Below are 20165 nucleotides of genomic sequence, written 5' to 3'. Positions count from 1 at the left end.
GTGATATCACATGGTACACTTGGCGATCTTATGGGCGATGCTGATTTTTCCGTTGGCATCGCTGTTTTTTATGGATGGAGGGTCCTTAAGGCGGTTTCTCCCGGCAGCGCTGTTCATTACGGTGATCAACACGATCGTCTGCCAGCTGTCCGCTTATTACGAATGGTGGAGGCTCCGAACCACCTTGTTCGCCTGGTCTGGCGAGAATTTGGATGCACCGGTCGTCTATGGCCTGTTCTTCGCCGGAACGATCTGGATCATGCAGCTCTCCTACGGCAGAATTCTGCGGTATCTACTGGTGAACGCGGGGATGAATGCGCTCTTCAGCTACGGAATCATCCCTCTGATGGACCGGTTGAAGGTCGCCATCAAGGGAAATTTGCCGCTTACCGGAGTCTTCTTCCTGATGTTCGGCTCCGCCCTGCTCCTGTATCTCTTCCAGCTGTGGTACGAGCATGAGGATGCGGAGGTGTACATTCGAGGTGGGGATTGGGGCCGGCGAAGGGCTCGTTAGTATAGAGTCGTACCCGGGGGAACCGTACACCCCTCACCTGCGAGGGATAGAGCTCTGGGGAACGGTGTACTGCTTGCGGAACTGCAAGGGGGACACCTGATTCCGTGCGGTGAAGCATCGGGTGAAGTAGGGAGCGTATTCGAAGCCTACCTCCTCGGAGATGCGGGTGACGGACCAATCCGTCTTGATCAGGAGGAGCTTGGCTTGCTCCAGGCGGACCTGCATCAGGTATTCCATAGGCGACATCCCGTAGACCTCCTTCATACAGCGGATCAGGTAGTTGGGGTGGAAGTGAAGGTCCTGGGACAGCCGGGAGTTGTTCAGTCCGATGCGGTAGTTCAGCTTGATATAGGCCTCCGTCTGCTCGGCAACGGCCAAGGCCCGGGAGCCTTCGCGCTGGGAGCCGGCTTCGTCCAGCTCCCGAAGAAATTCGAGGAACAGGCTCTGCTCCTGCCAGAAGGCCTCCGACCGGCGTACCTCGGCCAACGAAACCAGCTTGCTGAAGCGCTTGCAGGTCTGTCCGGGCGAGGGCAGCGTTCCGTATTGGGGAAGCCGGATGCTGTAAGGCTGCAGCGGTGAGATGGCGGCTTCCCGTCCCTGCCCGGATTGGAAGTGGAGCCAGTAGAAGCGGGTCTCCTCCGTGCAGGGCTGTACGGAGTAGTGGTAGCGGTCCGGCAGCAGCAGAAGAACCTGGCCGGGACCCACCTCCCAGCGGGAGGCCTCCTCCCCCAAGTGCAGCATGCCTTGCTCGACGACGATCAGGTCGAAGACGCCGAGGTTGCGCCGGCTGGGATGCTGATCCCCCGGCAGGTAGCGGACATAGCCGGATTCCAGGTAGTAGGGCGGAGGGATGGAAGGGAGGGTAACCGTAGGGATCTCGGACAGCATGGATGGGGTCACCGCCTGTGTGAAAATGTATAAAAAATGAGGTTCATCCGTATAGGATCCGCCCCCATTGTATCCCTTAGAATAAGGGTTGTCGAGATGGTTTCGAATCCATGGATATGGGGTGCGGATAAGATGAACATGAAGGTCATTCCGGCGGACCGTGCGGTTCCGCTGCAGGACGTCAAGCTGGAGGATGCATTCTGGTCTGGCTACGGACGGCTGATCCGGGAGGTTGTGCTTCCGTATCAATACGAGACGCTTCACGACCGGGTGCCGGGGGTGGAGCTCAGCTATGCCATCCGGAACTTCCGCATCGCGGCGGGGCGGGAGGAGGGCGAATTCGGGGGCATGGTCTTCCAGGACAGCGATGTGGCCAAGTGGCTGGAGGCCGTGGCCTACTCGCTCCATACCCATCCGGATGCGGCACTGGAAGCGCAGGCGGACGAGATGATCGATCTGGTGGCGGAGGCCCAGCAGCCGGACGGCTACCTGAACACCTATTACACCATTAAGGAGCCGGGAAAGCGCTGGACGAATCTGACTGAGTGCCATGAGCTGTACTGTGCCGGCCATATGCTGGAGGCGGCGGTCGCCTATTACCGGGCCACGGGCAAAAGCAAGCTGCTTCAAGTTATGAAGCGCTTCGCCGACCATATCGATACGGTCTTCGGCCCGGAGGAGGGCAAGCTGAAGGGCTATGACGGCCATCAGGAAATCGAGCTGGCCCTTGTGAAGCTGTACCAGGTCACCCAGGAAGAGAAGTACCTGAGGCTGGCCCGGTATTTCATTGATGAACGGGGCAGAGAGCCGTCCTTCTTCCACCGGGAGTGGGAGCAGCGCGGAGGTGTCTCCCACTGGTCAGGCAAGAAGGAAAGCAAACCGCCCCATCTACCCTACTTCCAGGCCCATAAGCCGGTGCGGGAGCAGGAGGTTGCGGTCGGCCACTCGGTCCGCGCCGTCTATATGTATACAGCTATGGCGGATTTGGCTGCCTATACCCGGGATGAGACCTTACTAGCCGCATGCAGGCGGCTGTGGTCCAATATGGTCCACAAGCAGATGTACATTACCGGAGGCATCGGCTCCACCCATCACGGGGAAGCCTTCACCTTCGACTACGACCTGCCCAACGATACGGTCTATGCGGAGACGTGCGCCTCCATCGGGCTCATCTTCTTCGCCAAGCGGATGCTGCTGCTCGAGGCGAAGTCGGAATATGCCGATGTCATGGAGCGGGCGCTGTACAATACCGTAATCGCGGGCATGGCCCAGGACGGCCGGCACTTCTTCTACGTGAATCCGCTGGAGGTCTGGGCGCCGGCCTGCCGGCACAACCCGGGCAAGCACCATGTGAAGCCCGTCCGGCCGGGCTGGTTCTCCTGCGCCTGCTGTCCGCCGAACGTGGCCCGGCTCATCGCCTCCCTGGGCGAATACATCTATACCGCCGGCCGGGACACCTTGTATACCCACCTCTACATCGGCGGGGAGGCCAAGGTGGAGCTTGGCGGGGCGATGGTGACCGTCCGGCAGGACAGCCGTCTGCCGTGGGAAGGGACGGTCCGCCTGCAGGTGGAGCCGGACCGTTCCGCCGCCTTCACGCTGGCCCTGCGGGTGCCGGGCTGGTGCCCGGAGGCCAAGCTCCGCGTAAACGGCCAGGCGCTGGACCTGTCGGGCTGCATCCGCGACGGGTACGCCTGCGTGACGCGGACCTGGGAGCCGGGGGACCGGGTGGAGCTGGAGCTGGCTATGCCCGTGCTCCGGGTCCGGTCCCATCCCCAAGTCCGGGCCAACGCCGGCAAGGTGGCGCTCCAGCGCGGCCCCTTGGTCTACGCCTTCGAGAGCGCCGACAATCCGTCGCCGCTCTCCTCTCTGGTGCTGGACCGGCAGGCCCCGCTTCAGGCGGAGTATGATGCCGGCCTGCTGGGAGGCGCCGTGGTTCTGACTGGGCCGGCCGTCCTGGAGGACGAAGCGGCTTGGGGCGATGCGCTGTACCGGCCCGCTGGCCGGGAAGGGCGGCAAGTGCAGGTGAAGGCGGTTCCGTATTATCTCTGGGGCAACCGGGGCGAAGGGGAAATGACGGTCTGGATCCGGGAGTAGTCCGATAGTCCCTCCCCCCGATAGAACAGTGGTTCATCAACATGCCGCTCTACCCGTAAGGGGCGGCATGTTTTCTTTTTTGTGGAAGGCATTGATAAAAAGAGGAATCTCATGATCCGTGTCGAAAAAGATAAGGAACATCGTAGTTACAAAGTCCTATACCATCATGGCATATTACGGGAGTCGGTTAGGATGAGCATCGAAGAATTCGACGGCAGCAATCTCCGGTTATGGAACCGGAAGTTTCTCATCTCCTTCTGGTACGCGGTGCTGATCACCGCGTTGACGGAGGAGCTGTATTTTACGGCGGTGGGAATGATGACCTGGGAGAGCCAGCTGCGCTACATGCTGCTGCCCACCGGCATCAATACGGCAATTCTGCTCTTGACGGAAGTGCTGCACCGTCGGGCGAAGGCGAGCTTCCCCTATATCCTGCTGCTGGCGGCCAACCTGATGGCCTCGGTCATCATCTCCGTGCACCATTCGCTGGATTACATCCAGTGTCTTCTCATGCTGCCCATCCTGATCTCCACGTTCTATTACAGGCGGAGCCTAGTCATCTATACCTCGGGGCTGTCCATCGGCGCCTTCCTGTCTCTGACCTGGTTCCACCCGTATATTCGGGAGCGGACGAATGCCGGGGAATGGATCAGCATGCCGATGATCCTCTTGGTGTCCACGGTCATTGCCCTGGGGGTGATGGAGCGGGGTATCGAGCTCTTGCAGGAGCTCCGCAGCGAGACGAAGGACAAGGAGAACCTCATGATCCAGAACGTGATCAAGGACAAAATGGTCCGCACCGACACTTTGACGGGTCTGTATAACCGCGCTGCGCTCTTCGAGCATCTGGAGATGCTGCTTCGCTATACGCAATCGGAGGGTTTCCCGCTCCATGTGGCCATGCTGGACATCGACCATTTCAAATCCATCAACGATACCTTCGGCCACCATATCGGAGACGTGGTGTTGAAGCGGGTGGCGGAGGTGATCCGGGATGGGACGGATCCGGGGGATTTCGCGGCGCGGTACGGGGGAGAGGAGTTCACGCTGGTCTTCACGGACCGGACTCTGAAGGAAGTGCTGGGGATTCTCGAGAAGGTGCGGCGCCAGATGGAAGAGCTGGTGCATCCGGAGCTGGACGGCCGCTCCGTGACGGTGAGTATCGGCATCCACCCGTACAGTCTCGGGATGGGCCGGGAGCAGCTCATCGGCGAAGCCGACGCCTGCCTATACCAGGCCAAACGGACGGGCCGGAACAAAATCGTCAGCCATTAGCAAGGGGAAGAACCCGCACGGCCTACAAGCCGGCGGGTTCTTATGCGTTGGAGGACGGGAGCTCCCCGGGGGTATCCGGCAGGAACTCGTCCAGACTGCGGTCCGCCTTGCTCTGGTTGCAGAGGTTGCAGGCGCATACGCAGTTCAAGGGCGTGGTGTGGCCGCCCTTGGAGCGGGGGAGCAGGTGATCGATGGTATCCCCGTATTCGCCGCAGAAGTGGCACGTATAATGATCCCGCGTCAGAATGTACTTGCGGAATTTCTTGTTGCTGTAGATACGCCGGATGGTATGCGGATTGACGACCACGGCGGCATATTCCTTCACGAGGACTACGGCTGTCTCTAAGTCGGTCTCCTGGTACCACCGGCGACCCTTGTCGGTGATCCCGCGCATGCGGACGATCCCTTCCTTGGTGGGGCGCAGAATCGACGGATCGGGTCCCTCCGGCTTGGGCGGGGCCTTCGGCAGCGGCCGCTTGACCAGCAAACGGGGCGGAAGGGCCGTGTCCAGGGCTTCTTCGGGGGCCGGATTCGGCGGCACGGCCATCTCGGGAGGGGCGGCCTGGTTCTTGCTCTTCTTCCGGCAGGCGCGGCAGATGCCGCGGCGGGAGCCGTTTCCGGAGCGGCGGCCGGACCGGCGCATGAAATGGGACAGCGGCTTCTCCCGGTTGCAGCGGCTGCATGTCTTGGTTATCGTAGGGGCTTCGTTCTCCATATTCCCACCTGCCTTCTTTCTTCTATTGTACCGCGAAGTGGGGGGATATGCATACCCGCGACATCTTCCAGACGTGTCTGCTACAATTAACGGGAAGATTGGATGAGAAAGGGAGGCCTCATATGTCCAAGTTTGAACGGATTACCGAGCATATCACCCTCATGCATGCCGAGCATGAGGCGGATCGTCCGATTCTGGCGGCTATCGCCGGAGAGAGAAGAACGCTGCTCTTGGATGCGGGCAATTCAACGGCCCATGCAGCCCTGTTCCGGGCGGAGCTGGACCGCAGAGGGATCCGCCGCCCGGAGCTGTTGGTCCTGACCCATTGGCACTGGGACCACACCTTCGGCATGGCCGGATGGAACATTCCTGCGGTGGCGCAGGAGGAGACGGCGGCGGCGCTGGCCGTCTTGACCGGAGCCGATTGGAGCGAAGCGGGGCTTGCGCGTCTGATCCGCGAGGGCTACGCCAGCGACAGCACGGTCCGTCACATCCGGGCGGAATACGGAGAGGAGCTGGGTGCCATTCGCGTAGTCCGGCCGGAGATCCTGTTCCGGGACCGGATCACCTTCGATCTGGGCGGCGTCACCTGCGAGGTGGAGCGTGTGGAAAGCGACCACTCCCCCGACAGCTGCTTCGTGTACGTAGCGGAGGACCGTGTGCTGTTCACGGGTGACGCCCTTGGGCCGTCCGTATACGGAGGTCCCCGCCGGTATACGGCGGACCGCTTCCTCCGGCTGATGGACCGGATCCGCGGCTCCGGGGCGGAGATCATCGTGGAGTCCCACGGCGTTCCGATGAGCCGGGAGGCCTTCGCCGAGGACATCCGCCCGTGGGAGGAGCTGGCCCGGATCGTACGGGAGTCGTCTCCCTCCGCCGGGACGGAGGAGTGGACCGCCGAGCTCCGGAGGGTGCTCGGCGTCCAGAGCTTGTCCGCCGATCTGGTGAAGGCGGCGGAGTATTTTGCAGCCGGACGGGCCGGCTAAAATGTAGGCATGCGTGACCGGAACCGCCCATATGCTAGTGGCGACACTACAATGGGAGCGGAGGTTCCGGGATGTTCCATGTGATGGCCGATTTCGACGGCGACGGGTATTGGGAAGGCGTGCTGGTGTACAGGCAGCATGACGGCGCGGCGGTGGAGGTATATAAGCATAACGGCCGGCACTGGGGGCTGGCGGACCGGTGGGCGGGATGGGGCTACGACATCCATACCCTGTACCAGGCGGAGGGGGATGCGAGAAGCGGCGGCGCCAGCCGGCTGGTCATAGGCTGGCGGGCTGTTGACGGCTCCGCCTATTGGTCCGTGTACGAGTGGGCCCGGGGAACCTTCCGGGAGACGGAGCGTTATGAGGAGTCTAGAGGCGTCTGGGGAGAAGAAGCTGTCGCTCCCTACCGGGGAACGGCGCTGTATTCTGCATCGGTGAAGACGGTGGACGGGATCCAGTGGGGCTATATCGATCCGTCCGGCCGGATGGCGATTCCGCCCCGCTACGATTATGCACGTGAATTTCAGGACAATGGCCTGGCCATCGTATCGGTGAAGGACCGGGACGGTGCCATTGATGCGACAGGTGCCTATCGGATTGAGCCTCGGTGGAGCTCCATCAACGACTTCTCCGAGGGCCTGGCTATCGCCATGGATGAGAAGGGGTTCCATGTGATCAACAGCGCAGGCGCCGAGGTGACGGCGAAGCCCTATGATTACATCAGCTCGTACCGGGACGGCCGGGCGATGTTCTCCGTGACGCAAGGGGACGGCCCCGCCAAGTATGGCTACCTGGATCCTGCGGGCAAGGAGGTTATTGCGCCCCAATATCTGGAGGCCGGAGACTTCCATAACGGCAAGGCCGTGGTGAAGGCCGGCGACAAGGAATACCGGCTGATCGGGCGGAACGGGGAGAAGCTGGCCACTTATCCGTATCCTTTTGTCGGGGCGCTGGGGGAGGGACTTCTGGCCTTCCAGAAGGAGGTTCCGGGCAAATACGGCTACCTGAATGAAAAAGGCGATGTGGTCATTCCGCCGAAGTTCACGGGAGCGATGGCATTCCAGGAAGGGCGGGCCGTGGTCAACACGGCGGAGGACTACGGCAATAAATACGGTCTGATCGATACCAAGGGAGAATACGCCGTACAGCCGGGCTACAACGACATTCTGCAGCTGGGAGAGGGGCGCGTGGCCCTGGGGCAGGCCATTCATCCGGACCAGCCGTACATCGGCTCCCGCTATGCGATTGCCGATCTGAACGGGCATGTTCTCACCGCCTTCGCCTACTATGACGTGCAGGATTATGCCAACGGCTACGCCTCGGTGAACGACGGCAAGAACACCTTCTTCATCGACCGGACCGGCGCCCGGGCGGCGGGTCTTCCCGCGGTTCCCGGCACGGGGACCCTGGTCATGATGGGTTCGCTGATCCAGGCGAACGTGGATATCCGGGTATCCTACCTGGACCGCTCCGGCCGGATCGTCTGGGAGCAGAACAAGGTGATTCCCCTGACACCTCCTTACCGCGTGGTGGAGGTCAAATATAAGCCGAACAAGGACTATCTGGTCTACTATCCGCAGGTGGAGGGCATGAGGGATCGGGCGGCGGAGAAGCAGGTGAACGCCAAGCTGAAGGAGCTGGCGCAGGTGAAGCCGGTGGATCCGGCCGCCCAGTTGGACTCCACGTATACGGGGGACTTCTCCGTCGCCTTCTTCCGGCAGCAGCTCTTGGTGCTGGAGCTGAACGGGTACGACTATCCCTTCGGTGCCGCCCACGGCATGCCTTACCGGGTCTACGCCCATGTGGACCTGGTGACGGGACGCTTCTACACGCTGGCGGATCTGTTCAAGCCGGGCAGCGATTATGCCAAGGTGCTGAGCGGCATCGTGGCCGAGCAGATCAAGAACGATCCGCAGTACAGCTACGTCTGGCCGGACAGCTACAAGGGCGTGGCGCCGGACCAGCCGTTCTATGTCACCGGGGAGGCGCTCCACGTGTATTACGCCCCGTACGAGATCGCTCCATATGCCGCCGGATTCCCCACCTTCACCATTCCCTTCGCCCAGTTGGAGTCCATTCTGGCGAAGGACGGCGCCTTCTGGCGGTCGTTCCACCCGCAGGCGGGCGGCTCTCATTCCTCCAGAGACCTCGACGAGGTCCGGCGTCCACAGCCGGCGAGCTACAAGACCCTTCAGGAGGCGCTGGTCCTGGTGAGGAAGGCGATTGCCGGCGAGCGGGAGGACGAATTGTTCTATGACTACCTGATCAGCGAGGCGCCGACGGCGGAGGCCAAGGAGATCATCGGCCGGATCCGGGACGATGAGCGCAAGCACAGGAGGATGTACCGGGAGATCTACCGGGTGCTGACCGGGCAGCCTGCTCCGGCAGGCGAGGGGGAAGAGTTCGAGAAGCCGGCCTCCTACCCGGAGGGGCTTCGGAAGGCCTTCTTCGGGGAGCTGGCCGCCATGGAGCGTTACCGGGATATCCGGGCGGGGATGCCGAACCGGGTGTTCCGCGACATGGTGTTCGAGATTCTGACGGATGAGCTGAAGCATGCCCAGCTGTATCAATACCTGATGACCCTTCCGGGCGGGCGGTAAGCGGACGGAAGTTGTGCCGGCACGTCCGGTCCCGGAAGGGGCGGACGCTGCCGGTTTTTTCCGTGTGACAGGCGATGCGGGCCGGAGCGATGTGGTATAATGGGCGAATCGGGAACGAGTGTTCGAATCGGAAATGGCGGGTGAGGGCAGAGCATGGCGGAGACCGTACAGCTGTCGGTCCGGGGACTGGCGGAATATGCCTGCAGGGGCGGCAGTATCGAAGCAGGCTTCCGTCTGCCGGGCTCCATGGCGGAGGGGACGAAGATTCATAAGGGCATCCAGGCGGCCTATCCGGAGCCGGACCGGAGCGAGGTCTTCGTCCAGGGCGAGCTGGAGCAGGAGGGGATTCTGTTCCGGCTGGAGGGGCGGTGCGACGGCATCCGCTATGGGGGCGAGGCCTCTTCGGGGGAGCCGGGGCTGGTGACGGTGGAGGAGATCAAGTCCACCTCGGGCGACCTGCGGCTCATCGAAGAGGATAGCTTTCCCGCCCACTGGGCCCAAGCCGTCTGCTACGCGTACCTCTTCTCCCGGAGCGAGGGACTGGACCGGATGGGAATCCGGCTCCTGTACGTCCAAGCCGACTCCGGGGAAGAACGGCGCTTCGAGCGGACAGCCGGGGCGGAGGAGCTGGAGCGGCAGGTCCGGGCGCTGCTGTCGGCCTATGTGCCCTACGCCCGGCTCCAGCTCCGCCACGCGGAACGGCGGACGGCCAGCATCAAGGCGCTGCCCTTCCCCTACGGCTCTTACCGGCCGGGCCAGCGCCATCTGGCCGGCGCCGTGTACAAGACGGCGGCGGAGGGCCGCAGGCTGTTCGCCCGGGCCCCCACCGGCACGGGCAAGACCATCTCCACCCTGTTCCCGGCGGTGAAGGCCATCGGGGAAGACCAGCTGCGCCGGGTCTTCTACCTGACGGCCCGGACAACGACCCGGGCCGCAGCCGAGGAAGCGCTGGCGCGGATGGAGGAGCACGGTCTTCGGCTGCGCAGCGTCACCCTGACCGCCAAGGAGAAGATCTGCTTCCAGGAGGAGGTGCGCTGCACTTCAGAGGCCTGCCCCTACGCCGACGGCTATTACGACCGGATCAACGGCGCGCTGCTCGACATGCTGGAGCGGGAGACCCGGATGACCCGGGGCGTGGTAGAACGCTACGCCCGGAAGCACCGGGTCTGCCCCTTCGAGATGTCGCTGGATGCCGCTTATGCGGCCGATGCGGTCATCGGGGATTACAACTACGTGTACGATCCCCGGATCGCTCTGAAGCGGCTGTGGGAGGAGGACAAGCGCCGGACGGCGGTGCTGGTGGACGAGGCCCACAATCTGGCCGACCGGGCGCGGGAGATGTACTCGGCGGAGCTGGCCAAGGGGCCGTTCCTGGCGCTCCAGCGCCTCTTCAAGGGGCGCAGCGAGCCCCTGTACCGGGCGGCGAAGGCGGTGAACGGCTTCTTCATCGCCCTCCGCAAGGAGCAGGATGGCCGCCAGGGGATTCCGCCCCGGAAGGAAGCTCCGTCGGAGCTCCTGCCCCTGCTGGAGGAATTCGTCCTTCAGGCGGAGCGGGAGCTGGCGGCCGGGAATCCGGGTGGGGACGGAGAAGGGGCGGAGCTGCTCCAGGATGTCTATTATGCGGCGCAGAACTTCATTCGCATCGCCGGGCTCTACGACGAGCGGTACGTCACCTATGCCGAGGAGGAGAACCGGGAGCTGCGGCTGAAGCTGTTCTGCCTGGACCCGTCCCATCTGCTCCGGCAGACGTCCAAGGGGTACCGGGCGCAGATCTTCTTCTCCGCCACCCTGTCCCCCCTGGGGTTCTACCGGGAGCTGCTGGGCGGAGACGCGGAGGATTACACGGTAAGCATCCCGTCGCCGTTCCGCAAGGAGCAGCTGCAGGTCCGGCTGCTGCCTCTGTCCACCCGCTACCGGGACCGGGAGGCCACCTACACGCCCATTGCGGCGCTTTTGCAGGAACGGGTCCGGCTGGACGGCGGCAACCTGATGGTCTTCTTCCCCTCCTACGAGTATATGAAGGAGGTGCACACCCGCTTCATGGAACGAGTGACGGCGGCCCAGGTGCTGCTTCAGGAGCCGGGGATGGCCGAGGAGGAGCGGGACCGCTTCCTGGGAGAGTTCCGGGCGGATGCGGAGCGGCCGGTGATCGGTTTTGCCGTGATGGGGGGCATCTTCTCCGAGGGCATCGATCTGGCCGGCGACCGGCTAACGGGCGTGGTGGTTGTGGGAGTCGGTCTGCCGCAGCTGGGGACCGAACGGAATCTGATCAAGGACTATTACGACAGCATCGGGAAGAGCGGCTTCGAGTATGCCTACGTCTACCCGGGCATGAACAAGGTGCTGCAGGCGGGAGGACGGCTCATCCGCACCGAAGAGGACCGGGGGACGCTGGTGCTGGTGGATGACCGGTTCCGCCAGCCGGGGTACCTGCAGCTCCTGCCCGAGGAGTGGAAACCGCTGGACATCATGGGAGAGGGGGCTGGCCGCATGGACCGATCCATATGGCGGAAGCTCTATGAATAAACGATGGGCGGTATACGCCGTTTCGCTGGCGGCCTTTCTCGGGCCGTTCACCCAAACGATCTACACGCCCCTCCTGCCGGAGGTGACGGACGCGCTGCACACCACGCCGTTCCTGGTCAACGTGTCCATCTCCATCTTCACCGTGGGGCTGGCGCTGATGCAGCTGGTGTACGGTCCCCTGACCGACACCCGCGGCCGCAGGAAAGTTCTCCTGGCGGGCATCTCCATCTACATCCTGGCCTCCCTCGGCTGCTACTTCTCCGGCGGGATCGCCGGGATTCTCGTCTTCCGGTCGCTGCAGGCCATCGGTATTGCGGCGGGCTCCGTGGTGGCGGTGACGGTCATCGGGGACCTGTACGACGGCCCGGCTCGGGGCAAGGCCATGGGCACCTTCCAGATGATGGTCTACCTGGGGCCGGTCGGAGGCCCGATCATCGGCGGCCTGCTCGGCGGGCGGTTCGACTTCCACACCGTGTTCCTGGCGCTGACGGGAGCCGGCCTGCTGATCCTGGCGGGCAACGCGATTCTGCTGAAGGAGACCAAGCCGGCTACCGGCTCGGGGAGGCGGTTCTCCCCGGCGGATTATGCCGCCGTGCTGAAGGACCGGGTGGGCTCGGCTATCATCCTGCTGGGCTTCGTGCAGTACTACGTCTTCTATAACTTCCTGGTCTTCGTGCCGGGCATTCTGACGGACCGCTATGGCCTCTCCCCCGAGCAAAAAGGTCTGGCCCTCCTCCCCATGTCGGCCATGATCGTAGCCGGCAGCTATATCGGGGGCCGGCTGCAGCTGCGGCTGGACGGCCGTCGACTGGTGACGGCCGTCAGCTTCTTGAACCTGCTGGCGGTGGCGCTTTTCCTGCTGCTCTACCCCCTGTCCCTGGGGGCTCTCCTCGGGGGGACCCTGTTCATCGGGCTGTTCCTCGGCGTGTCGCTGCCGGTCCAGACCACCCTTCTGACGGAGGAATTCGTGGAGACCCGGGCCACGGCCACCGGCATGTACAACCTGTTCCGGTATCTCGGGATGGCCTGCGGGCCGGTGCTCGGCAGCTTCCTCCTGAGTGCCGGGGGCTATGGGCTGCTGTTCGGCTTTGCGGCGGCGGGCCTGCTGGGCTGCGCCTTGTTTATGCGGGGGCGGCTGGGGGAGGGACGGCGTCGCTTTTCCTGAACCTGGGTTGGTTGGAGCGCCGGATTCGGTGACATATTACCTGTGTTGCCACATGATCCAAGGAATCTCCAATCCTACCAAGGAGTGAGCAGGTTGAACCCAATCATCGGCATTCTGTTGGCAGCCGCCGTGTGGAGCGGGGCAGGGAAGCCTCTGCCTGCCGCAGCGGATCCCTCACCCGTCTCCGCAACGGAAGGCGCTTCGCTGGAGAGCCAGGCCGCGGCCGCGAGCGGCTCCTACCACTTCGGCTTCAAGAAGAGCCGCAACGGCGAGCTGCCGTCCATCGCGCAGGAGGGCTTCCTCGAGGTGCTGAAGCGCCACGAGGCGATTTTTCTCGGGAATACGGGGGAAAAGGAACTGTACCTGACCTTCGACAACGGTTATGAAAATGGCTATACCGCCCAGGTGCTGGACGTGCTGAAGGAGAAGCAGGTGCCCGCGGCGTTCTTCGTGACGGGGCATTACATCAAGGACCAGCCGGAGCTGCTGAAGCGGATGGTGAGCGAGGGGCACCTGGTAGGCAACCATTCGTGGAGCCACCCGGACCTGAGCGCGACGCCCGACGGCAAGATCGCCGAGGAGCTCGACAAGGTGAAGGCCGGTGTGGCGGAGGTGACGGGCCAGAAGGAGATGAAGTACCTGCGGCCGCCGCGGGGCATCTTCAGCGACCGTCTCTTGGGCGCGGCCAAACAGCTGGGTTATACCAGCGTCTTCTGGTCGGTGGCGTACAAGGATTGGGACACCAAGGACCAGAAGGGCGCCCAATATGCTTACGACAAGGTGATGCCCCAGCTCCATCCGGGAGCGGTTCTGCTGCTCCACAGCGTCTCCCGCGACAACGCGGAGGCCTTGGGCCGCATCATCGACGATGCGAGGAAGCTGGGCTTTACCTTCAAGAGTCTGGACCAGCTGACGGTCCGGGAGTACCGGTAAGCCAGAGGCCGTGAGTCCGTATAAAATCCCCGGCGATCCCCCATATTAGTACTGGCAATATAAAACAAACGAGAGCGGGGATTCAATCATGCGCAAGATGGGACAAGCCCTCCTATTGGCGGGGGCGGGAGCCATGATTCTGGCGCTGGCGGCGTGCGGCGGCAACAAGAATGCCGCAAGCCCGTCGCCTACGGCAGCATCGCCCAAGGCGACGGCCGGGGCGGGTGCGGCGTCTCCCGGAGCTGCGTCGCCGGGTGCGGCATCGCCTGGCGCCGCAGCTCCGGGCACAGCGGCGTCGCCGGCGGCCGGCGGGGCCACAACAGCCAACGTGGAGGCGCTGTACAAGGCCAACTGCGTCGCCTGCCACGGGGACAAGATGGACGGCAACGGGGCGGCGAACCGGAACATCGCCAAGGTGGGCGCCAAGTACACGAAGGAGCAGATCCTGGGCATCATCACCAACGGCCGCAATGGCATGCCGGCCTTCAAGGGCAAGCTGAAGGACGAAGAGCTGAACGCGCTGGCCGATTGGCTGGCCGCCAAAAAATGAACGAAACCCTCCGAAGCTGTGGAAGAGCCTCGGAGGGTTTTGTTCGTTATTCGGCCGCCGTGGACCGGGCGGAGGCTTCCGCTTCGAGCGAAGCCGGGCGCGGCTCCCGGAGCATCAGGTAGAAGCAGGCGGCGGATGTGATATACAGGGCGCCGGTCAGGCAGAAGGTTATGGCATAGCCCCAATAGACGCCGTAGCGGGCCAAGATGGCCGGCTGCACGTAGCCCATGAAGGCCCAGCCCAGCATGAACATGGTCTGGTTGATGGAGTTGGCGGCGCCGCGGCGGGCGGGCGAGACCCGGTCCACCAGAATCGAGGAGTGGATCGGGTTGGCCGCGTTCATCAGCGCTTGGCGGAACAGGTAGCCGATGGTGGCGATCCACAGCATGCCCGTGAAGCCCGTAATAAGCAGGAACGGCAGGGACAGCAGCTGGAAGGTCAGTACGGCCCGGACCTGGCCGACTCTCTTGACCAGCCGCGGCCCCATGAGCATGGAGGCGATGGTCATGATCTGGCCCAGCGAGATCAGGATGCCCACCATGGTCAGCGAGACGGAGAACCGGTCGGTGAAATACAGGTTCAGGTACGGAATGACCAGTCCGGAGCCGATGCCGATCAGGAGCTGGGTGAAGGCGAACTGGGCGATGATGGTCCGGTCGCGGCGGGCGTCGGCGGGCTCCGGCGCGGGTACAGGGGCCGGCGTAGGGGCTGCGTCCGGAGCATGGGCAGCGTCCGGTTCGCGTTCAGCGTCCCGAGGTGCGTCGCCCGCCGACTCCGCAGCCGCAGCCTGTGTGCCCGACACGGCCGGTGCTTCCCCGGTGCGCCTCTGCTCCCGGATGCCCATGAGCGGAATGGCGGCGGCCCATACGGCTGCACTGCCCACCGCCAGGGCAATCTGCAGGCTGGCCGTCCGGCCGGTGCCCGTCCACTGGAGCAGGTCCGCCAGCAGACCGCCTCCCGTACTGCCCAGCACCTGCGCGGCCAGCGTGGCGGAGAAGTGGTAGCTCAAGAGCCGCAGGCGCTCCTCTTTCTTGGCGTAATCCGCCAGAAACGGTACCGCCAGCACCTGGATGGCCGCCATAAACAGGCCGTGCAGCACGGCGAAGCCCTCGAGGGCGGCTGCGCTTTCGGCGAAGGAGCGGCCCAGGCCGGCGATGCCGGTGCCCCAGATGCCGATCGAGAGGAGCCGCTTGCGGCCGAACCGGTCCCCGGTGATTCCAATAGGGATGAACATGAGGGCCGTGGCGAAGGAGGCCAGGCTGATGAGCTGGCCGTTCAGCGTCTGGCCGTAGCCCAGGGCCTGCACGTAGAGATTATAGAGAACGGAGAACATCCCGCTGCCGGCTTGGAACAGCAGGTTGGTCAGGAAGAAGAGTTTGATGTTGCGGTCCCAGCCGCGTACGGTCCGGACCGCGGTCTGCCATGGTCCCATACGGGCACCTCCGTGAGGGCGATATAAGGCTCCATTCTATCAGGAATCCCTGCACCAAAACAGGAAAAAGACTCCGGCTTCCTTCCCCTTTTTCTAAGCTGCTCCAGCCGGGGGGGGGGCAAAAAAAGCCGCTTCCGGCCCACAGGGTTCCGGGGAGGCGGCTTGCTGTACAGGAATTCGGATCAGAAGCGCTGCGCTTGCTGCAGCGGGAACAGACGGGTGGTTGGCGCTTCGCCCGAGGGTCCGGGGGCCGGCACAGGCTTGCGGGCAGGCGGGCCGCCGATCTCCCCGATCTGGAGGCAGTTCCAGCCCAGCTCGTTCTGGGGCTCATCCGTGCGGATCAGCGTCCACTTGAAGTCGCGGTCGAACAGGTACAGGGTAGGGGGACACAGGTCCAGATTCCGGACAATCTCGCCGAATTGCACCGCACAGACCCGGTTGCCGGACGGAAACGCGGAAGGGGGCTCCATATAGGTGCAGTCCCAATACACCAGAAGATCGGACAGCTTGTGGGAATAGCTGCGGAAGGTGGCCTCCGAGATGATGTAGGGCCTCATGCGGGGCTTGTCGTCCAGATAGTCCCAGAACTTGAAGCCGCTGTTCCGGTAGCCCTTGTTGCGGCGCAGCTTCTCGAGCATCAGATACGTCGGGAACGACATCCGCTCCGGGTCGAGGAACGATTCGATGTACCGCTTCAGCACCACATCGGACAATTTGGCCGATAGGGGAATCAGGGTGATATCCGCCATAGTAGTCATCCTCCGGTCGTGCTGCCCGGTCCGGCGGCGGCCGTATGCGGGCAGGTATGAGGACATTATACCGGAAGCAGCCCATCTTGCGAATCTAATTCTTCAGCAGCCCGCCTGCCAGCCGATATTCGGTGGGGGTGACGCCCGCCGCCTTCAGGAACGCGGTAGAAAAATAGGCCGGACTCGAGAATCCCGTCATCCGCGCGATGTCTGCGGCCGACAGGTCGGGGCGTCCGGTCAAGAGACGCTTAGCCTCCTCCACCCGCAGCTCCAGGGCGTATTCGGCAGGGGAAACTCCGGCGGTCCGCTTGAACACCCGCTGGAGATAATACGGGCTGAGATGCAGCTCGGCGGCCAGGGTGGCCAGCGTTACGGAGCCGGGCAGCCTGCGGCGGATGGCCTCCCGGACGGCCTTCACCAATGCGGCGTCGGGGTTGTCGGGTCCCGGTGTCTCAGGCCTGCAGCGCTTGCAGGGGCGGAACCCGGCCTCCAGCGCGGCCTGGGCGGAAGGATAGAAGGAGACATTCCGCCGCAGGGGCGTCCGGGCCCGGCACGAGGGCCGGCAGAAGATGCCGGTGGTGTGCACGCCCGTATAGTAGATGCCGTCATAGACGGTTTCCTTGCGTGAGACGGATGCGTAGATGTGTTCGACCAGCTCCGGGTCGCGGATAGGTGAATTCACGGCGCCTGCCTCCTCATCGGGATTCCCCAGAAGGGATGTTTACCCCTCCAGTATAGCAGGCCCCCCTTTTGAAATCTTGCGCTCCTGGTTCCGCCCGCTTATCATTCGAGGCTGTGGGAGGTATACTGGGAACAGATGTTTGTGAAGGGGAGGGATGGTCATGGGACAACGACTGGTCTGGCGCTCCGCCGTTCTCCCCCGCTTCGGCGGGGAGAAGCTGTATCTGATGGCGACCGGGGAAGGGCTGTGCCGGATTACGTGGCCCAATGAGGAAGCCGGGGCGCTTCAAGCCTGGAGAGACCGGCACGCTCCGGGGGCGGAGCTGGTGCAGGATGACGAAGCGCTGCTTCCGGCTGTCCGGGAGCTGGAGGAATACCTGGAGGGGGAGCGGCGGCAGTTCGGGCTTCCGCTGGATCTGAGAGGGACTCCGTTCCAGCTGCGGATCTGGGAGGAGCTCCGACGGATTCCGTACGGCAGCACGCGGAGCTACGCCGAGCTGGCGGCTGCCGTGGGGCGTCCCGCAGCCGTACGGGCCGCAGGCGCGGCCAACGGCGCCAACCCGGTGCCCCTTCTGGTGCCCTGCCACCGGGTCATTGGCAAGAACGGCAGCCTGACGGGCTTCCGAGGCGGCCTAGCGGTCAAGGAGACGCTGCTGCGGTTGGAGGGGGTGCCCTTCGGATGACGAAGGCTCATCTTTCTCCCGACGGACTGATGGTGCTGGATACCCCTGGCGATTATCACTTCGAGGAAGCGCTGGTCTACTTGAACCGGTCCGAATCGGAATGTCTGCATCAGGTAGAGGGGCGGACCGTCTACAAGGCGCTTCATACCTCGGGGGGACCGGTACTGATGGCCATCGGGCTCGATACGGAGGAGGCCAGGGGAGCCGTCAGCATCCGGTTTCGGAACGGAGTGCCGGAGCCCGGCCCCCGGGAGGAGGCGGCACGGTATGTCCGGGAATGGCTGGACCTGGATACGGACATCGGGGAATTCCTGGCCCTTTGCGCGTCGGACCCGATCCTGGCGCCCATCGCCGACCGGAACCGGGGGCTCCGGCTGATCGGCGTGCCGTCGCTCTTGGAGGCGCTGTGCTGGACGGTGGCGGGCCAGCAGATCAATCTGGCCTTCGCCTATACGCTGAAGAAGCGCCTGGTCGAGACGTACGGCACCCGGCTGGAGGCGGAGGGCCGGGAGTGGCGGCTCTTTCCCGGGGCACAGACGCTGGCCGCCCTGGAGCCGTCCGACCTGCAGGCGCTGCAGTTCACCCGCAGCAAGTCTGAGACGCTGCTGCGGGTCGCCCGGCTGATCGCCGGGGGAGAGCTGTCCAAGGAGGCGCTGCTGCTGGAGGGCATGAGCCGGGCGGAGCCGGCCTTGACCTCCATCAAGGGCATCGGGCCTTGGACGGCCAACTACGTCATGATGCGCTGTCTTCGCCATCCGGATGCGTTCCCGCTGACGGACGTGGGGGTGCATCATGCCATCCGCAGGCGGCTGGGCCGGACGGAGAAGCCCTCCCTGCAGGAGGTGGAGGAGCTCTCTGCCGCCTGGTCTCCCTGGCGGGCCTACGCCACCTTCTATCTGTGGGCTTCCTTGGCCCAGGACGTCTAGAACACGAACGAGGGTGTCCCCATCATCTGTGGGGACACCCTCGTTTTCGCCTAGCCTCGTCCGCCTATGTTCAACCGCCGATCTTCAGCATGACCAGCTCCTCCACGGGCTCGTTGTTCACAAAGTGCTCCGAGGTGATGCGCTGGGCGTCCTCCGGCGTCAGGTTGTAGTACCAGATCCCATCCGGATAGACCAGGGCGAACGGACCGTTGCCGCAGATGCCGAGACAGCTGGTCTTGTTCATCATGACCTGCTTGTGGATGCCCGCCTCCACCAGCTGCTCCTTGAAGGCTTCCATCAATTCCTCCACCTCTTGGTTCTCGCAATGCTCACTGTGGCAAAAAAACAAATGCCGCTTGAGTGCTTTCAAACGCATGTTCATAGTCCCCGTCTCCTCTCCCGAATGGGAATATATCTAACATATCTTAAGGAGATTATACGGGAAAACCGAAGATTTTGGACGTATCCCAACCCATTGTTGCGTAAAACGTAACAATCTCATCATGGAAACGCTGTTTTGTGTAAGATAACCTAACACAATAAAGGTTTATGGCCGGATTTGGACCGGAGTTCCGATGGAGACCAGACCCGCCAGCTCGGTGACGTCCTGGTTGTACATGCGGATGCAGCCGTGCGAGACCCGCTTGCCGATGGACGACGGATTGTTCGTTCCGTGGATGCCGTAGTGCGGCTTGGACAGCCCCAGCCAATAGGCGCCGAAGGGGCCTCCGGGGTGGGGCGCTTTGTTCACGATGGTGAATCGTCCTGTCGGACTGGCCGCGGCCAGCGCTCCGATGGCGACAGGGTACATTTTGACAGTGCGGTCTCCCTCCAACAGATAGAGCTTGCGTTCCGACAGGTCGACGATGATCCGATTGTTCGGCATGGTAATCCCTCCCTTGCTATCAGCCTATTCGGCGGAGGGGACCGGGGATTGGGCGAAACGTATGTTCTGGTACTAGGGGAAGTTAGTACTTATGCCGAGGCCAAATTTCCGTAGAATAGGATTTAAGAGCTGGTGCTAATACCAGCAAACACAGGAGGGAATAACTGATGAAAACAAGAAAAAGAAACACCAACGCGTTTACCTTTATGGCTTGGACCTCGTTCGTCTTATCCTTCGCCGCTATGCTTATCGGCATCTACACGCTGGAAGAGCCCCTGTCGGTGAAAGGTTACTATGCCGTAACGGCCATGTTCCTGACGATGTCGGCCTTCGTGCTGCAGAAGACGATCCGCGACAACCAGGAGGACGAAGAAGGCACAGGCCATGGATCCCACGGTGGTCTGGATGTCTAAATGCAGGTTCCAGGAACCGCGGCCGCCAAGCCGCTGCGCCAGCCCTAACCGGGCGGTGCAGCGGCTTTTTGTGTTTGAAGCAGGAGAAATAGCGAAAAATGTCGAACTAAGTCGAATGATGCAAAAATAGCTTCGGAAAGGGA

19 protein-coding genes are annotated in these 20165 nt (G+C 63.1%); 12 read left to right on the top strand and 7 right to left on the bottom strand.

The genetic code is table 11. The features are described from left to right. Positions 1-10: 10 nt before the first annotated feature. Entirely contained in the window at positions 11-514 is a 504-nt protein-coding gene (locus tag ACSEXW_RS04825; protein WP_438444969.1) for a hypothetical protein, read from the top strand. Positions 515-547: 33 nt separating this feature from the next. On the opposite strand, the gene ACSEXW_RS04820 is transcribed toward ACSEXW_RS04825, so the two are convergent. Further along, positions 548-1402: a helix-turn-helix domain-containing protein gene (locus tag ACSEXW_RS04820; protein ID WP_438444968.1), complete on the bottom strand. Its 855-nt coding sequence runs from the start codon at positions 1400-1402 to the stop codon at positions 548-550. A 138-nt stretch (positions 1403-1540) separates the two neighbouring features. Between ACSEXW_RS04820 and ACSEXW_RS04815 the strand changes: the two genes are divergently transcribed. Together ACSEXW_RS04815 and ACSEXW_RS04810 are read left to right on the top strand one after the other, a co-directional pair. Beyond that, positions 1541-3499 (top strand): glycoside hydrolase family 127 protein, encoded by a 1959-nt coding sequence (locus ACSEXW_RS04815; RefSeq protein ID WP_438445205.1) that lies wholly within the window; start codon positions 1541-1543, stop codon positions 3497-3499. A 192-nt stretch (positions 3500-3691) separates the two neighbouring features. Then, on the top strand, positions 3692-4774 hold the full coding sequence (locus tag ACSEXW_RS04810; protein WP_438444967.1) for a GGDEF domain-containing protein: 1083 nt from the start codon (positions 3692-3694) through the stop codon (positions 4772-4774). 40 nt (positions 4775-4814) lie between these two features. On the opposite strand, the gene ACSEXW_RS04805 is transcribed toward ACSEXW_RS04810, so the two are convergent. Continuing rightward, complete coding sequence (locus tag ACSEXW_RS04805; protein WP_438444966.1) at positions 4815-5489, bottom strand: HNH endonuclease; 675 nt, start codon at positions 5487-5489, stop codon at positions 4815-4817. 122 nt (positions 5490-5611) lie between these two features. Here ACSEXW_RS04805 and ACSEXW_RS04800 point away from each other — a divergent pair, with 122 nt between their 5' ends. From ACSEXW_RS04800 to ACSEXW_RS04775, 6 genes are all read left to right on the top strand, one after another. After that, positions 5612-6475 (top strand): MBL fold metallo-hydrolase, encoded by an 864-nt coding sequence (locus ACSEXW_RS04800; RefSeq protein ID WP_438444965.1) that lies wholly within the window; start codon positions 5612-5614, stop codon positions 6473-6475. Positions 6476-6546: 71 nt separating this feature from the next. Continuing rightward, positions 6547-9078 (top strand): WG repeat-containing protein, encoded by a 2532-nt coding sequence (locus ACSEXW_RS04795; protein ID WP_438444964.1) that lies wholly within the window; start codon positions 6547-6549, stop codon positions 9076-9078. Positions 9079-9231: 153 nt separating this feature from the next. Then, positions 9232-11604 (top strand): ATP-dependent DNA helicase, encoded by a 2373-nt coding sequence (locus ACSEXW_RS04790; RefSeq protein ID WP_438444963.1) that lies wholly within the window; start codon positions 9232-9234, stop codon positions 11602-11604. Further along, entirely contained in the window at positions 11597-12769 is a 1173-nt protein-coding gene (locus ACSEXW_RS04785) for an MFS transporter (RefSeq protein WP_438444962.1), read from the top strand. Before ACSEXW_RS04790 ends, ACSEXW_RS04785 begins: the two co-directional genes overlap by 8 nt. 153 nt (positions 12770-12922) lie before the next feature. Next, the gene (gene pdaA, locus ACSEXW_RS04780; protein WP_500797269.1) at positions 12923-13702 is read left to right on the top strand and encodes a delta-lactam-biosynthetic de-N-acetylase; all 780 of its coding nucleotides are present in this window, start codon (positions 12923-12925) and stop codon (positions 13700-13702) included. Between the two features lie 88 nt (positions 13703-13790). After that, positions 13791-14252: a c-type cytochrome gene (locus ACSEXW_RS04775; RefSeq protein ID WP_438444961.1), complete on the top strand. Its 462-nt coding sequence runs from the start codon at positions 13791-13793 to the stop codon at positions 14250-14252. Between the two features lie 46 nt (positions 14253-14298). On the opposite strand, the gene ACSEXW_RS04770 is transcribed toward ACSEXW_RS04775, so the two are convergent. The 3 genes from ACSEXW_RS04770 to ACSEXW_RS04760 form a co-directional block, all read right to left on the bottom strand. After that, positions 14299-15684 (bottom strand): MFS transporter, encoded by a 1386-nt coding sequence (locus tag ACSEXW_RS04770; RefSeq protein ID WP_438444960.1) that lies wholly within the window; start codon positions 15682-15684, stop codon positions 14299-14301. A gap of 182 nt (positions 15685-15866) precedes the next feature. Then, positions 15867-16433 (bottom strand): hypothetical protein, encoded by a 567-nt coding sequence (locus tag ACSEXW_RS04765; RefSeq protein ID WP_438444959.1) that lies wholly within the window; start codon positions 16431-16433, stop codon positions 15867-15869. Between the two features lie 94 nt (positions 16434-16527). Then, positions 16528-17115 (bottom strand): bifunctional transcriptional activator/DNA repair enzyme AdaA, encoded by a 588-nt coding sequence (locus ACSEXW_RS04760; protein ID WP_438444958.1) that lies wholly within the window; start codon positions 17113-17115, stop codon positions 16528-16530. 160 nt (positions 17116-17275) lie between these two features. Between ACSEXW_RS04760 and ACSEXW_RS04755 the strand changes: the two genes are divergently transcribed. Then, positions 17276-17797, top strand: coding sequence for a methylated-DNA--[protein]-cysteine S-methyltransferase (locus ACSEXW_RS04755; protein ID WP_438444957.1), 522 nt, complete (start codon positions 17276-17278; stop codon positions 17795-17797). Next, positions 17794-18723: a DNA-3-methyladenine glycosylase family protein gene (locus ACSEXW_RS04750; RefSeq protein WP_438444956.1), complete on the top strand. Its 930-nt coding sequence runs from the start codon at positions 17794-17796 to the stop codon at positions 18721-18723. Before ACSEXW_RS04755 ends, ACSEXW_RS04750 begins: the two co-directional genes overlap by 4 nt. Positions 18724-18793: 70 nt before the next feature. Here the strand turns inward: ACSEXW_RS04750 and ACSEXW_RS04745 are convergent, their stop codons facing one another. Continuing rightward, a complete protein-coding gene (locus ACSEXW_RS04745; protein WP_438444955.1) occupies positions 18794-19105 on the bottom strand; it encodes a (2Fe-2S) ferredoxin domain-containing protein in 312 nt (103 codons plus the stop codon). 165 nt (positions 19106-19270) lie between these two features. Then, entirely contained in the window at positions 19271-19609 is a 339-nt protein-coding gene (locus ACSEXW_RS04740) for a L,D-transpeptidase (protein WP_438444954.1), read from the bottom strand. Between the two features lie 167 nt (positions 19610-19776). On the opposite strand from ACSEXW_RS04740, the gene ACSEXW_RS04735 reads away from it, so the two are divergent. Then, positions 19777-20022: a YiaA/YiaB family inner membrane protein gene (locus ACSEXW_RS04735; protein ID WP_438444953.1), complete on the top strand. Its 246-nt coding sequence runs from the start codon at positions 19777-19779 to the stop codon at positions 20020-20022. Positions 20023-20165: the final 143 nt, after the last annotated feature.

It is taken from the genome of Oryzibacillus soli (assembly GCF_051594765.1).
In the GTDB taxonomy this organism is placed as follows: Bacteria; Bacillota; Bacilli; order Paenibacillales; family NBRC-103111; genus Paenibacillus_AR.
Note: the sequence above shows the minus strand (reverse complement) of the source record. Positions and strands in the feature narration are given on the sequence as shown.